Source organism: Paraneptunicella aestuarii (assembly GCF_019900845.1).
Lineage (GTDB): Bacteria > Pseudomonadota > Gammaproteobacteria > Enterobacterales > Alteromonadaceae > Paraneptunicella > Paraneptunicella aestuarii.
Map to the genome: position 1 here is coordinate 2250742 of NZ_CP074570.1, position 13457 is coordinate 2264198.

Here is a 13457-nt window from a genome sequence, read left to right on the forward strand (position 1 = left end):
ATGGAAGATTTGCGACTTGCCATTATCGTTTTAGGCGTATTTTCAATATTAGGCATTTTGGTACATGGTTTATGGACAATTCGGAAAAATGCCGCTAGTAAAGACGCGAAAAAAGAAGCTAACAATCCTAATCTGAGAAAAGAGCCGGAACTCAACGGGAATAGCAGTGATTACGATGATGTGGTCGGTATTGCCGATGATGATCCTCTTCTAAGTGATTCTATAAACGAATCCATTGATTTTTCTTCTGATAGTAACGCATTTAGAGTCAATGCTGATTACGACGATGATATGGGTACAACAAGTACCGGCGCTAATTCGTCTGCATTTGACGAAGACGGTATTGGTCAGGTGCGAACTGTTGCCAGAAATACGGTGGAGCCCAAATCCTTTTCTGTTAGAAAAGACATTTCTGCCATAGAAGATGACGAAGAATACCAGGAAGATTCATACAAAGAGCAATCGCAAAAGCCATCTTCTGCTTCGTCGGCTAAAGACGAATCTCTTGATGCTTATCCTGAACCCCCCCGTTCTCTTTTGAAATCGGACACAAAGTCTCCCGCAGCAACGGCAAAAAATAGTGAACCAGTTAAAAGTAAGTTGTCTTTGGCTGAGCGTGCCAAGCAATTGGTGAATGGTGGAGATAAGAAAGAAGTAAAACCTTCTACCAGACGAGTTGAGCCTCGATTGAGCGAAGATCAGATCCGTATGGATTTTGATGACCAGCAAGTTGATGTTGACGAGTCTGCTTCGGCCGAAAGCGCTGAGCCCATGCAACAGGAAGTGTTGGTGCTTAATGTAAAAGTGCCCGAAGGCAAAGAGATATCTGGAGCTTCTTTGTTGCCAGCATTGTTGACCCTGGGATTTAAGTTTGGTGATCAGGATGTCTTTCATCGCCATGCTGCCAGTAATGGCAAGGGGCCTAAATTATTCAGCCTGGCTAATATGTTTAAGCCGGGTACATTTAATCTGGACGAAATGGAAACCTTTAAAACCCAAGGTGTGTCTCTGTTTATGATTTTGCCGATTGAAGGCGATCCGCAACAGGTTTTTAATATGATGCATAACGCTGCTCGTAAACTGGCAGATGAATTTGGGGCTCAAATTTTAGATGGTCGCCGCAGTTTGTTGACTAAGCAAAGTTTGCGTCAGTACGTTGAAAAAATTAGAGAATTTGAACGTAAGCGGATGATTCATCGCGCTTAATTGCTTCTAATCAAAATTTGTTCAAAAGCTGCTGGGCAAATTTGTCGTTTAACTTTATCGAAAGTTAATTTGAAACCTAACTGGAAACTTAATTGAAAGCCTGGTGATGAGCCGGGCTCTGTTTTATATGCAAGAACAAGAAGATTTATTTTCAAATAGCCATGATTCTGAACCAGCCAGTCGTATTAACGAATTGAAATCAACGCTGGAAGACTACAACTATCAGTATTACGTTTTGGATAATCCAACTGTGACGGATGCTGAATATGATCGCTTAATGCGGGAACTGGTCGAGCTGGAAAAATCGAATCCAGAATTATTAACTTCTGATTCACCGTCACAAAAAGTGGGTGGGGCGCCATTGCCTGAATTTCAGCAGGTAACTCATGAAGTTCCCATGTTGTCCCTCGATAACGCCTTTAGTGAAGATGAAATGCGTGCTTTTGAAAAGCGCATGTTGGATCGATTAAAACGCTCAATCACTCTGACTTATTGTTGTGAACCTAAATTAGACGGGCTTGCTGTTAGTTTGTTATATGAAGATGGCAAATTGGTTCGTGGTGCTACGCGTGGTGATGGCACTGTCGGTGAAGATATCACGCAAAACGTGCGTACTATCAAGAATATTCCCCCTAGACTTCGTGGTGAACAATACCCTCAACGCGTTGAAGTGCGTGGCGAAGTGTTTATGCCTCTGGCGGGCTTTGAAAAGCTGAATCAGGAACAGGCTGTGCAAGGAAAGAAAATCTTTGTAAACCCTCGCAATGCTGCCGCCGGAAGCTTGCGTCAATTAGATTCGCGCATTACTGCAAAACGTCCGCTTATGTTTAACGCTTATTCCATGGGCTTGGTGGAAGGTGAAAAAGAAGAACTGGCCGATACACATTATGATCGTTTGCAGCAGTTAAGAGAATGGGGATTACCTGTTTCAAAAGAGATCCGTCAGGCAAGCGGTGTTGAAGAATGCCTCGATTATTATCGGGAATTGGGTAATAAGCGTCCTGAACTTGGCTATGAAATTGATGGTGTCGTGTTTAAGGTGAACGACCTCGCCATTCAGGAAGAACTTGGATTTGTTGCTCGAGCTCCGCGTTGGGCTATTGCCCAGAAATTCCCGGCACAGGAAGAAATGACGACATTGCTGGACGTTGATTTTCAGGTTGGACGTACCGGTGCAATTACTCCGGTTGCGCGATTAGAACCTGTATTTGTTGGTGGTGTTACGGTTTCCAATGCCACTTTGCATAATCAGGATGAGATAGAACGTTTAGGTGTGAAGAAAGGCGATACCGTCATTATTCGCAGAGCAGGGGATGTGATCCCGCAAGTGGTTTCTGTTGTCTTGGAAAAGCGCCCCGATGATGCTCAAGATATTGTTTTCCCTGAACATTGCCCTGTATGTGATTCCCATATTGAGCGCACTGAAGATCAGGCTGTGGCGCGCTGTACAGGAGGTTTAGTCTGTAAAGCGCAACGTAAGGAAGCCATAAAGCACTTTGTGTCCCGAAAAGCGTTAGATGTCGATGGTTTGGGTGACAAACTTATTGAGCAATTTGTGGATTTGGGGTGGATTGAAACCCCGGCAGATCTGTTCAAACTGGATATTGCTCAGGTCGCTGCTTTGGAGCGTATGGGCGAAAAATCGGCTGCTAATATTGATAAAGCGTTGGACGCAGCTAAGAAAACGACCTTAGCCAAATTCATTTATTCTTTAGGAATACGTGAAGTGGGTGAAGCAACCGCTGCAAACCTGGCTAATCATTTTTTGACTCTGGAAGCTCTATTGCAAGCTGATATTGCTGCACTTCAAGAAGTTGATGATGTCGGTGAAGTCGTTGCACAGCATGTTGTACATTTCTTTGGTGAAGCGAGAAACCGCGAAGTTATACAGCAATTGCAAGATGCCGGTGTACATTGGCCCCAAATCGAGAAAAAGTCTCAGGATGAGCAACCTCTAATAGGCAAAACCTTTGTGATTACCGGAACTTTATCCAGCATGGGACGCAATGATGCCAAAGCGCGATTGCAAGATTTGGGCGCTAAAGTTGCCGGCAGTGTTTCCGCTAATACTGATTATCTGGTTGCGGGGGAAAAGGCGGGCTCTAAATTGACTAAAGCGCAAGAGCTTGGCGTTGAAGTGATGACCGAAGAGCAAATGTTGGCGCTATTTTCTGAGCATGAATAAGGTTTAGAAAAATTCGTACCATATAAATACATCTCTATAGATCTTCAGACGCAGGGAAGCGACTGCAAAATTCGCACTTAAAATTTCTATACAAGAGAATAATTGAGAGCTTTAGAGAAAGGAGTAAATCGTTTTTATTCGAATGAAGAGGAATCAGGGAGTAAGATATTAAAAAGGGCGTAGATAACCCTTTTTAATATCTAAAATAGAGGCCTATAGCTTTTTGATATCTCTAGCTTGCAGACCCTTGTCACCTTCGATCAATGTGAATGTAACTTTTTGGCCTTCTTGCAGCGATTTAAATCCAGTGCCTTCGATTGCTGTGTGATGAGCAAAAACGTCAGGACCACTTTCTTGTTGGATAAAGCCAAAACCTTTGGAGTTGTTAAACCACTTAACCGTGCCAGTTGCTTCAGACATAAATATTCCTATCTTTCAGGTTTTTCAAACAAGCCGTTTAAACTTCAAATCGGCGACGGAGCTGAAGAGGTTCTACTACTTATGAAAATGACAAGGTACTACTGCACAACTTGATGTACATAAATAACGTAAGAACTTCAAACTGGGTAAATTATATACCTTTGATAAGTGGAGTCAACTATTTGAAAGTGAAAAGTCAAAATTATTTTCTACTAATTTTTTAATCTGACGTTGTCTGTGTTTATAAAAGTAATTAGCAAAGGCTCCTATAATAGGAGTAAGTATTCCAGCTTCCAGCTCCATGTGATCGTGATATAAGCAGCCATTATCTGTTGGTGTGATAGTAAGGGTGTGATCCCATCTTTTTACTGAAGAGCTAAATCCATTGTCGCGAATTGCATATTTTTCATCCTCTCCTTTTTCTGGATATGTAATTACAATTGCTTGCTCTCCAATGGGAATGAAACCAAATAAATACATAGAAACCCAATAAGTTTCTTCTTGCCAAATTTCTGGTAATTGCTTTGGTGTTTTAGGCTTAAATTTAAGCAGGGGATGTGATACATAATTCAGCGCTTTAGTCATTCTGATGTGTTGGAATAGCTTGTCTGGCGTACATGGATAGTGACTTGATGCATCTATGTTCATTATTTTTTCTCTTTCTTGACGATATAAATAAGCGCTGATAATGCCGGTTTTAAAAACTATTTGAATAACCTTTGAGCCTTATTGGATTTTTTCTATTATGGAAAGATTTAATCTTAAATGTTGCTCTTATGTCGAGTTAACATAATTAGTTGTTTTGGTGTTGATGTAAATCAACGGAGTGAAAGCGAAACTTGTTTTATTTGTGAGCACATTTCATAATCGCAATCTCTATATTTTATAACTTTCCTTAATATGTATTCTAAAATTTATTTAATTGGCTTGTGTTTTTCTCAAATATATAAAGTTATTCAAAATTAAATAATCAACCATTTGGTATATTTAATTATACTTTACGTTCAATTTAAAGCTTGGTTAAGGTTAATTTGTTTGTTTAGGTGCTTAAATAAATACCCAGACCTAAAATGTATCGATAAACTTAATTGGAACTCTTGGTTCCGAAATTTAGTATATGTGCGAAATTCTCATTCATTGGATACTCACCAGAAGTCCATCCCAGGCGAACTACAACACTATTTAGTGAAGGCACAATCATGACTGCCTGCTTTCTATTTCCCAACATAAAGTAAGCATCCTTTGGCAGCTTGGAATATTCCAGGGCATCTGCGTTCTGGTTGAGCCAAAACTGATAGCCATATGCCGGGTAGTTGTCAGAAGGGTTTTGCATCGAAGCCTTATTAACCCAATCCTCAGAGAGTAGCTGTTCTCCCTGGAATTCACCCTTATTCAGCATTAAAAGACCTAATCTCGCCCAGTCGCGTGCCGAAGCGTAAATGTAGGAACTGCCTACATAAACCCCGCTAGGGTCTGTTTCAAAGGTGGAATGTGCCATGTTGAGTTTGGATAAGATCTCTTGCTGCAGAAAGTTATAGGAAGCTTGTGGCGTTCCACCCAGATGTTCATACATCCAACGGCTCAAGATGTTGGTTGTGCCTGATGAATAGGAAAAGTGGGTGCCTGGCTGATACTCTGGTGTTCCTGTTAAAGCGACATCTGATGCACTATGAGCAAGGAATAACATTCGTGTTGAATCACTTCCGGGGGCATAGGTTTCATCAAACTTTAGTCCGGAAGACATTCTTAACAGATGTTCTAATGATATTTGACTGCGGTGATCGTCTTCCCATTCTGGAAAAAGAGCTCTTTTGGTAGTGTCAGCCAGTTCCATATGCTCCATTCTTCCCAGCATGATAGATGTCAGGCTTTTGCCCATCGACCAACCAAGTAGTTTTGACTGATAGTCCAACCCCGGTGCGTAAGACTCGGCTTTTATTTCACCATTCTGCACCAACACTAATGCTCGGGTTTGCAAACCTGCCTTATTGTCTTGCTCAAGCAGTTTATCCAGTTTTTGTTGTTTGTCTGAATCAATGGTGTTGACTTGATAACCCTTTGGCCAAGGTCGAGCTTCAGATGGAATAGGAATGGCAACAATAGAATCGAGAGCTGATGTGTCACCAATATCCAGAGAACATCCGGTTGCCTCTCGGTAGGTCGCAGAATAGCTGGCAAGTCCAAGCATATCGGTAACAACACGTTGAGCATCGGGTTGGTATTGAATGTCGAGATATTGATTAACGGGGGAATAGGAAAGTAAATCTGAGCGAATCTGTTCATCTGAAAAGTTGGAGAGGTATTTCCCTGAACAAGCGAGTTTTGCGCCTAACGCCGCCGCTACATCAAGTGCTGAACCTAAGTGCCAAATGGAGAATCCGAGAAGTTGACGAGGAACTACAATGAACAGTGCTGCAATTAGAATCAATGCAACGATTTTGGTTTTCATGGAACGTGCTGCTTACTACTTCAAATGCTTTAGAAAAAATATTGACCGCGAGAATAAAGCACATTGAGCAATAACGCACTAACTTTTTGTTAACTAACTGTTACCGGCGTGACTATGCGGTCACTGTGCGGTGACTGATAGTGTTACTTTTTTTGTCTATCCTGACGTTTTTTCCAGGCTTTTTTAACTGATACTCGCCATAGTAAATCCAGCCCAAAATAACCCACCAGACCAAAAAATACCGCGCAGACTCCACAGCCTACTAAAAATGCAGGCCCAATAGTTTCTGCGCTTTGTATCAGCCATTCCCAACTCAGTTGGAATTCAAACTTTGATGGGGTTTCACCTAAAATGGCCACACCTACCATATAAGCGCCATAAAAAATGGGAGGCATGGTAAATGGATTGGTGATCCAGACGGTAGCGACAGATAGAGGAAGATTAACTCGTAATGGGATGGCGACCGCTGCAGCTAGCCACATTTGAAAGGGAACTGGCCAAAATGCAAAGAATAACCCAATGCCAAATGCGCCACTTGCTGATTTACGATTAAGGTGCCAAAGATTCGCGTCATGTAGCAGCGTCCCGAACATAGACAGTGCCTTTTGTTCCTTAATCTTTTGATGGTCCGGTAAGAACCGTTTAATCATTTTCTTTGGCATAATGTTCGACGCTAATTTTTCGGCAATCTTTAAAGAATTCCGATCTATATTGAAGCAGCATTTATGTATACTGGATTAATACAGATTCAATTTTGCAGGACGCAAGCAATACTATGGAAAGTCATACCAGGGCAAATAATACCAGGATAAGTAGTAATAAGAATCGTGTGATTCTCGCCTTTATTATCGGCAGCTCATCTTCACTACTGTGGGAAGAACTTCCCTCCCTCGGATTCCTGGCTTCGTTACTACTGATAGCATTACTGATTGTCTTACTGCCTGGTTTGACCGCTGCCATGGCTAAATATTCCAGCGCGCTCAAGATCCTGTTCAGTTTTACTTTGGGAGTAATCTGGACGGCGAGTGTAGGCCATTGGCAGGGCTATTGGCAACTCCCTAAACAATATTATCAACAAACTGTCACACTTGAAGGTGAGGTTTCATCGCTCGTTGACCATACAAAACAGTCTCGATTTACCTTAAATGTACATTCTTTGAACAATGAAAAGGTCGGAATAGGTGGCTTGGATATCCGTTTGTCATGGTATCAACCCGAATGGCAGGTGCAACAAGGGGATAGGGTTCGTTTCTCCGTGAAGTTAAAACCGCCTCATGGGTTAGCCAATGAACATGGGTTCCTGTATCAACAATGGCTGTTTGCAAACAACATTAAGGCGACGGGGTATGTACGTAAAGACAGCGGCAATGCACTTCTGGAACATGGCAACAGTTTACGGCAGGGATTATTGAATCGAATTCAATCTTATCAATTACCTCATGGGCGATGGCTATTGGCGTTGACTTTGGGTTATCGAGGAGGTTTAGAGCCAGAGGATTGGACGGTTCTGCAAAACACAGGAACGGCTCATTTGATCGCGGTGTCTGGTTTGCATCTGGGGTTGGTCGCAGGTTTTCTCTATATCTTATTGAGCCTGTGTGCCTGGCCTTTGCAACGGTTTATTGCTCAATACCAAATTAACTATCATGTGTTTTGCCTTGTTGCTTGCCTCGTGGGTTCTCTAGGGTATGCCTATTTATCCGGAATGGCATTACCAACGATTCGAGCGTGGCTAATGTTGTTGGTTATTTTTACTCTGCTTTGTTTTCGGCTTCATTGGTCGTTAATACGTAAAGTATTGGCTTGTTTGGCAATCTGTATTGTTATTTTTCCCTTAAGCCTATATTCGTTGAGTTTATGGCTCAGTTTTTCCGCCATGTTTACTTTGTGTTTCCTATTTTGGCGTTGGCCGGTCAGTAAATCTTATGAGGAATCTGGTATTTATGGTGTTTTAACGCGTAGTAAGACAATCTTCATTTTTACCTTGCGTATGCAAGCGATGCTTGCCCTTTTTATGCTGCCGATTGTCGCCTGGCAAATGAATACTCTGAGTATCTCGGCGCCTGTTGTGAATTTGCTGGCAGTGCCTTATGTCTCGTTTTTACTTCTCCCTGTGAGTTTGCTTGCGGTGCTGTTTGAATCGTTACAAGTATTGATGTTATCTGATGAGCCTTGGCTACAAGAACTAACAGAAACATTATTTCTTATCGCTGATTATTTGGCTCAATGGTTGGTTTCCGGTTTATATCTTGTGTCAAATTCTGAACTGAGCCTGGGGGCTGAGCAGAACGTGTTTTTATCGGCATCTATTCCGTCATTTCCAACGATTGTCTGGTTTTTATTATTACTTGCCAGTTTGATGTTATTGCTGCCCAAGCTGCCGTTTTCCAAATTCTGGATAGGATTGTTATTGATTCCGTTAATGAGTTTTGGGCGTGTTAATCAAAACGAATGGGAGTTGTCGGTATTGGATGTTGGGCAGGGATTGTCTGTGATGATAACCCGCAACAAGGCTACTCTGTTGTATGATACTGGTGCTGCTTATCCCGGTGGCTTTAATATGGCTGACGCAGCGATATTACCTATGCTCAAAGGTAAGGGCATCCCCAAAGTAGAGCAGCTTGTGATTAGCCATTGGGATATGGATCACAGTGGCAGTTATTCTAAATTACGTCAGTCTATTGCAATCGAACAGTTAATCACGCCCGATAATCAGCGCTGTCAGGTGGGGAAAAACTGGTTCTGGCAAGGTTTAACCATCATTCCGTTATGGCCGCCAAAGCCTGAATTATTGCAGGAATTGCTTGGTACATATGAGTTGGCTGAGCTCTCTGATAATAACCAATCCTGCGTGCTCAAGATCAGTGATGGTATGAGTTCGGTTATGTTAACCGGCGATATTGAAAAGGACGTTGAACTGGCTTTGTTACGACTTTATCGCGATGAACCTGAATTACTCAAAGCTGATGTTTTGATTGCTCCTCATCATGGCAGCCGTTCATCCTCTTCTGAAAATTTCATTGCAGCGGTTGCACCTGATTATGTGGTGTTTAGCAGTGGTTTTATGAACCGTTGGAAAATGCCGCATCAAGATGTTGTAGCGCGGTATGAGGAGCATGGCGCTAAGTTATTTAACACTGCAGACAGCGGAATGGTTCGATTTCGTTTTAACCCAACCGGGTTAGCATCTGAAAACAGACTTGAAATAAAAACGGTTCGCCAAGATATACGGAAGTTCTGGTATAACAACATTCCTGAGCTTGGGGCGAGAATGTAATAGATTCTACTCAGGATTACACAGGTATTACATTAGCCCGCTACAATAGGGTATTATAAGCCTCCGCGACAGGCCGCTTAACTTTTTGTATAGAATCAATAATATTAATGTCAACTCATCAATCAGCCGTTTCCGTATTCAAGCGCTTTAGCGTTTATCTTCGAGATTACAAACTGGCTTTCTTTGCCGCATTAGTTGGAATGATTGGATATTCTCTCATTGATGTGTTCTTCATTTCGCAATTACAGCCTGTGATAGACCGCAGTTTGGTTAATGGTGATTATGATTATCTGCGTTTGGCCGCTGTCTTTGTTGTGCCTATTTTCATCCTGAGAGGCATTTTCAATTTTATGGGAACTTACACCTTGTCCTGGATAGGTAACATGGTGGTGATGCGCATGAGGCAGCAGTTGTTCAGCAAGTATTTGCATCTGCCCGTTTCCTTTCACGACCAGAATTCAACCGGGATCTTAATCTCCAAGGTGATTTACGATACTGAGCAAGTATCGAACGCCGCAGGTAAAGCTTTGTTAACCTTGGTCAGAGAAGGCGCATTAGTGATTGGGTTGCTCGGTTTGATGTTTTATGAATCCTGGCAACTAAGTCTGGTGTTTTTATTAATTGGGCCTGTGGTTGCCATTATTGTTTCTGTTGTGAGCAAACGATTTAGAGTCGTCAGTAATAACATTCAAAAGGCCATGGGAAACCTGACGACTTCTGTAGAACAAATGCTGAAAGGTCATAAAGTGGTGTTGATGTTTGATGGTCAAGACTTGGAAAATAAGCGTTTTGAGGCTAAGAACAACAACAACCGTCAGCAAAATATGAAATTGATTGTGGCGCGCATTTTGAGCGTATCCAGTATTCAGGTGATTGCGTCTGTTGCGCTTGCTGCTGTACTTTATATCTCCAGTATGCCGGGTATGGTAGAGCAACTTACAGCGGGCGTGTTTACTTCCATCGTTGTTAGCATGACCATGCTACTTAAACCATTAAAACAGCTCACTACCGTTAATAGTGAGTTTCAGCGCGGAATGGCGGCCTGTGAAAGCATTTTTGAAGTGTTAGATCAGGATAACGAACAAGACTCAGGACAAACACAACTGCTGCGCTGTAATGGCAATATTGAGTTTAAACAGGTTTCGTTTTCTTACCCTGGTAAGGAGCAAAAAGCTCTGAGCGATATTTCCTTTAGCTTACAACCCGGAAAGAGTTTGGCCTTGGTGGGCAAATCGGGCAGTGGTAAATCAACCATTTCGAGTTTGTTAACCCGGTTCTATTTGGCTCAAGAAGGCAAAATACTCATTGATGGCCTTCCTATTGATGAGATCGCACTTCGCTCATTGCGCAATCAATTTGCTGTCGTATCACAGCATGTCATTCTGTTTAACGATTCTATTGCCAATAACATTGCTTACGGTATGGAAGGTAAAGTCTCGCGTGATGATATTCTTCGCGCAGCTCAATCGGCTCATGTGATGGAGTTTGTGAAACAATTGCCAGATGGAATCGACACAGTAATCGGGGAAAATGGTTTAATGCTGTCAGGCGGGCAACGCCAGCGTATTGCCATTGCGCGTGCCATTTTACGTGATGCGCCAATTCTTATTCTGGATGAAGCAACTTCGGCATTGGATACAGAGTCTGAGCGTTATATTCAGGAAGCATTGGAAACGTTGCAAAGCTCTCGTACCAGTATTGTCGTGGCACACCGCTTATCGACCATTGAAAATGCCGACAATATTATTGTCATGGAGCAAGGGAAAATCGTCGAGCAGGGCGATCATCAGTCTTTATTACAACAGCATGGTGTGTATGCCCAATTACATGCCTTACAGTTTGGTGAAAATAGTGCCAGTGATAGCCGGGTTATTGATATTCCCGAGATAGAGACTCCAGTGATTGATACCTCTGTGACTAATAAAGAAAACAAGGCGTAATTGTCTATGAGTGCCTTGGAACAAGCATGGTACAAATCATCCTGGTGGGTATGGTTGTTATGGCCTTTTACTCTGTTGTTTGGCGCTCTTTCTGCCATTCGGCGTTACCTGTTTAAGCGCGGTATTTTTTCATCAACTGCTATTTCTGCTCCAGTTATTGTGGTGGGCAATATCAGTGTTGGCGGTAATGGCAAAACGCCTTTGGTGATTGCCTTATGTCGTTGGTTGAGTGAACAGGGGGTTAAACCCGGAGTCGTCAGCCGAGGTTATGGCGGCAAACTGTCAACATCTCAGTTTCCTTTTGAGTTGAATCGTCCTGCAAATCCTTCACTCGTAGGGGATGAACCTGCATTTATTTCAGAACGATTATCTTGTCCGATAGTCATCGATCCGATAAGAGCAAGGGGAGCGGCTTATCTTGTAGAACAGTGCCAATGTGATGTAGTGATCTGTGATGACGGTTTGCAACATTACGCGCTGCAACGAGATATTGAAATTGCCGTAGTAGATGGCGTAAGGCGTCATGGTAATGGTTTTCTTTTGCCGATGGGACCACTAAGAGAAGGTTTGTGGCGATTGGAGACTGTTGATTTTGTGGTGGTGAATGGTGGTGAAACGTCAGGAAATGAAGTGCCAATGGCATTGGTTCCCGGTGAACTCACCAACCTGTGTGAGCCTAAGCAAACAATGCCTTTAAGCCAAATAAAAAGTGGTGTTATTGCCGCTGCGGGTATTGGTAATCCTCAGCGCTTTTTTGATTTGTTACAGCAACATCAAATACAAGTAGAAGTGCCTATGGCCTTCCCGGATCATTACCAATATCAAGAGGGCGATTTACCGGCCGGAAAAACGCCCGTATTGATGACGGAAAAAGACGCGGTAAAATGTGCCGAATTTGCACAGCCTAATTGGTGGTACTTGCCCGTAGAAGCGCAATTGCCAAGCTCTTTTTTGCAAAAATTAAAAGAAAAGTTACAGCACTCAAATACAGGTTCTTGCTGATAGCCAAGCGAGCGTAAGTAGCGAGTCAAAACATTAACCGGGGAAATTATGTCCTTTGATAAGAAATTACTAGAAGTTATTGCGTGTCCTGTCTGCAAGGGAAAATTGATATATCTTCCAGAGCAACACGAATTAGTGTGTGCCTTTGATCGTTTGGCATACCCCATTCGTGAAAACATTCCCGTTATGATTGAGTCAGAAGCTCGCGAAATGACGAGCACAGAAGTTGAAGAGTTGAAAAAATAGTCAACAATTCAGTGAGTCCATTCGGCAGCAACATCTACAACATGTAAAGGATATAATATGGCTAACGTTGTCATCACTGGTGCTAATAGAGGCATCGGCTTAGCTTTGACTAAGCATTATCTGAGCCGTGGTGATCAGGTTTGGGCATTATGCCGTAGTGCGAGCGACGAGCTTAAGGATACCCAAGCCAATATTGTTGAAGGCGTGGATGTTCAGGATTTTAACTCTTTGCCTAAAGCGTTAGCTCCTTTATCACAGATTAATATTGATATTTTGATTAATAACGCCGGGATTTTCCGAAATGAATCTTTGGGTGATATCAATGTTGATAGCATTGAACAGCAATTTAAAGTGAATGCACTCGCGCCATTGGTGATTACTGATCTTCTGGTGAACAATATGAATTCTGGAAGCAAACTGGCGCTGATCACCAGCCGAATGGGCTCTATTTCTGATAATGGTTCAGGAGCTTATTACGGATACCGTATGTCCAAAGCTGCACTTAATGCTGCGGGTATGTCATTAACTCAGGATCTGCGCTCTAAAGAAATTGCTGTGGCTATTTTGCATCCTGGATTTGTTCAAACAGAAATGGTGAATTTTAACGGTGATATCAGTGCTGATGATTCAGCGGCTAATTTGGTTAAGCGTATTGACGCGTTAACCATGCAAAACAGCGGTACATTCTGGCATAGCAATGGTCAGGAACTGCCTTGGTAAATATCGAATTTG

General features: G+C 42.5%; 11 protein-coding genes. 7 read left to right on the forward strand and 4 right to left on the reverse strand.

Annotated features, from left to right (window positions below; all coding sequences use genetic code 11):
• Both zipA and ligA read left to right on the forward strand, forming a co-directional pair.
• Entirely contained in the window at window positions 1–1206 is a 1206-nt protein-coding gene (gene zipA / locus KIH87_RS09305; protein WP_232361257.1) for a cell division protein ZipA, read from the forward strand.
• Window positions 1207–1333: 127 nt separating this feature from the next.
• The gene (gene ligA / locus KIH87_RS09310) at window positions 1334–3391 is read left to right on the forward strand and encodes an NAD-dependent DNA ligase LigA (protein ID WP_232361258.1); all 2058 of its coding nucleotides are present in this window, start codon (window positions 1334–1336) and stop codon (window positions 3389–3391) included.
• Between the two features lie 213 nt (window positions 3392–3604).
• Here ligA and KIH87_RS09315 read toward each other — a convergent pair whose 3' ends face one another.
• The 4 genes from KIH87_RS09315 to KIH87_RS09330 all read right to left on the reverse strand — a co-directional run bounded on the left by KIH87_RS09315 (window position 3605) and on the right by KIH87_RS09330 (window position 6922).
• A complete protein-coding gene (locus KIH87_RS09315) occupies window positions 3605–3811 on the reverse strand; it encodes a cold-shock protein (RefSeq protein ID WP_232361259.1) in 207 nt (68 codons plus the stop codon).
• A gap of 174 nt (window positions 3812–3985) precedes the next feature.
• Window positions 3986–4459, reverse strand: coding sequence for a hypothetical protein (locus KIH87_RS09320; protein ID WP_232361260.1), 474 nt, complete (start codon window positions 4457–4459; stop codon window positions 3986–3988).
• Between the two features lie 436 nt (window positions 4460–4895).
• Window positions 4896–6260 (reverse strand): serine hydrolase domain-containing protein, encoded by a 1365-nt coding sequence (locus tag KIH87_RS09325; protein ID WP_232361261.1) that lies wholly within the window; start codon window positions 6258–6260, stop codon window positions 4896–4898.
• A 143-nt stretch (window positions 6261–6403) separates the two neighbouring features.
• Entirely contained in the window at window positions 6404–6922 is a 519-nt protein-coding gene (locus tag KIH87_RS09330; RefSeq protein WP_232361262.1) for a DUF2062 domain-containing protein, read from the reverse strand.
• A 113-nt stretch (window positions 6923–7035) separates the two neighbouring features.
• On the opposite strand from KIH87_RS09330, the gene KIH87_RS09335 reads away from it, so the two are divergent.
• The 5 genes from KIH87_RS09335 (at window position 7036) to KIH87_RS09355 (ending at window position 13445) form a co-directional block, all read left to right on the forward strand.
• Window positions 7036–9537, forward strand: a complete 2502-nt coding sequence (locus KIH87_RS09335; RefSeq protein WP_232361263.1) for a DNA internalization-related competence protein ComEC/Rec2 — start codon at window positions 7036–7038, stop codon at window positions 9535–9537.
• Between the two features lie 107 nt (window positions 9538–9644).
• Window positions 9645–11477, forward strand: coding sequence for a lipid A export permease/ATP-binding protein MsbA (gene msbA / locus KIH87_RS09340; RefSeq protein ID WP_232361264.1), 1833 nt, complete (start codon window positions 9645–9647; stop codon window positions 11475–11477).
• 6 nt (window positions 11478–11483) lie between these two features.
• Window positions 11484–12479, forward strand: a complete 996-nt coding sequence (lpxK, locus tag KIH87_RS09345; RefSeq protein WP_232361265.1) for a tetraacyldisaccharide 4'-kinase — start codon at window positions 11484–11486, stop codon at window positions 12477–12479.
• A 48-nt stretch (window positions 12480–12527) separates the two neighbouring features.
• On the forward strand, window positions 12528–12725 hold the full coding sequence (locus KIH87_RS09350; protein ID WP_232361266.1) for a Trm112 family protein: 198 nt from the start codon (window positions 12528–12530) through the stop codon (window positions 12723–12725).
• A gap of 57 nt (window positions 12726–12782) precedes the next feature.
• Window positions 12783–13445: an SDR family oxidoreductase gene (locus tag KIH87_RS09355; protein WP_232361267.1), complete on the forward strand. Its 663-nt coding sequence runs from the start codon at window positions 12783–12785 to the stop codon at window positions 13443–13445.
• Window positions 13446–13457 lie beyond the last annotated feature (12 nt).

What these genes read in the sequence shown, in the direction of transcription:
- zipA (WP_232361257.1), top strand. Translation starts at nt 1, where the DNA reads ATGGAAGATTTGCGACTTGCCATTATCGTTTTAGGCGTATTTTCAATA.
- ligA (WP_232361258.1), top strand. Translation starts at nt 1,334, where the DNA reads ATGCAAGAACAAGAAGATTTATTTTCAAATAGCCATGATTCTGAACCA.
- KIH87_RS09315 (WP_232361259.1), bottom strand. Translation starts at nt 3,811, where the DNA reads ATGTCTGAAGCAACTGGCACGGTTAAGTGGTTTAACAACTCCAAAGGT.
- KIH87_RS09320 (WP_232361260.1), bottom strand. Translation starts at nt 4,459, where the DNA reads ATGAACATAGATGCATCAAGTCACTATCCATGTACGCCAGACAAGCTA.
- KIH87_RS09325 (WP_232361261.1), bottom strand. Translation starts at nt 6,260, where the DNA reads ATGAAAACCAAAATCGTTGCATTGATTCTAATTGCAGCACTGTTCATT.
- KIH87_RS09330 (WP_232361262.1), bottom strand. Translation starts at nt 6,922, where the DNA reads ATGCCAAAGAAAATGATTAAACGGTTCTTACCGGACCATCAAAAGATT.
- KIH87_RS09335 (WP_232361263.1), top strand. Translation starts at nt 7,036, where the DNA reads ATGGAAAGTCATACCAGGGCAAATAATACCAGGATAAGTAGTAATAAG.
- msbA (WP_232361264.1), top strand. Translation starts at nt 9,645, where the DNA reads ATGTCAACTCATCAATCAGCCGTTTCCGTATTCAAGCGCTTTAGCGTT.
- lpxK (WP_232361265.1), top strand. Translation starts at nt 11,484, where the DNA reads ATGAGTGCCTTGGAACAAGCATGGTACAAATCATCCTGGTGGGTATGG.
- KIH87_RS09350 (WP_232361266.1), top strand. Translation starts at nt 12,528, where the DNA reads ATGTCCTTTGATAAGAAATTACTAGAAGTTATTGCGTGTCCTGTCTGC.
- KIH87_RS09355 (WP_232361267.1), top strand. Translation starts at nt 12,783, where the DNA reads ATGGCTAACGTTGTCATCACTGGTGCTAATAGAGGCATCGGCTTAGCT.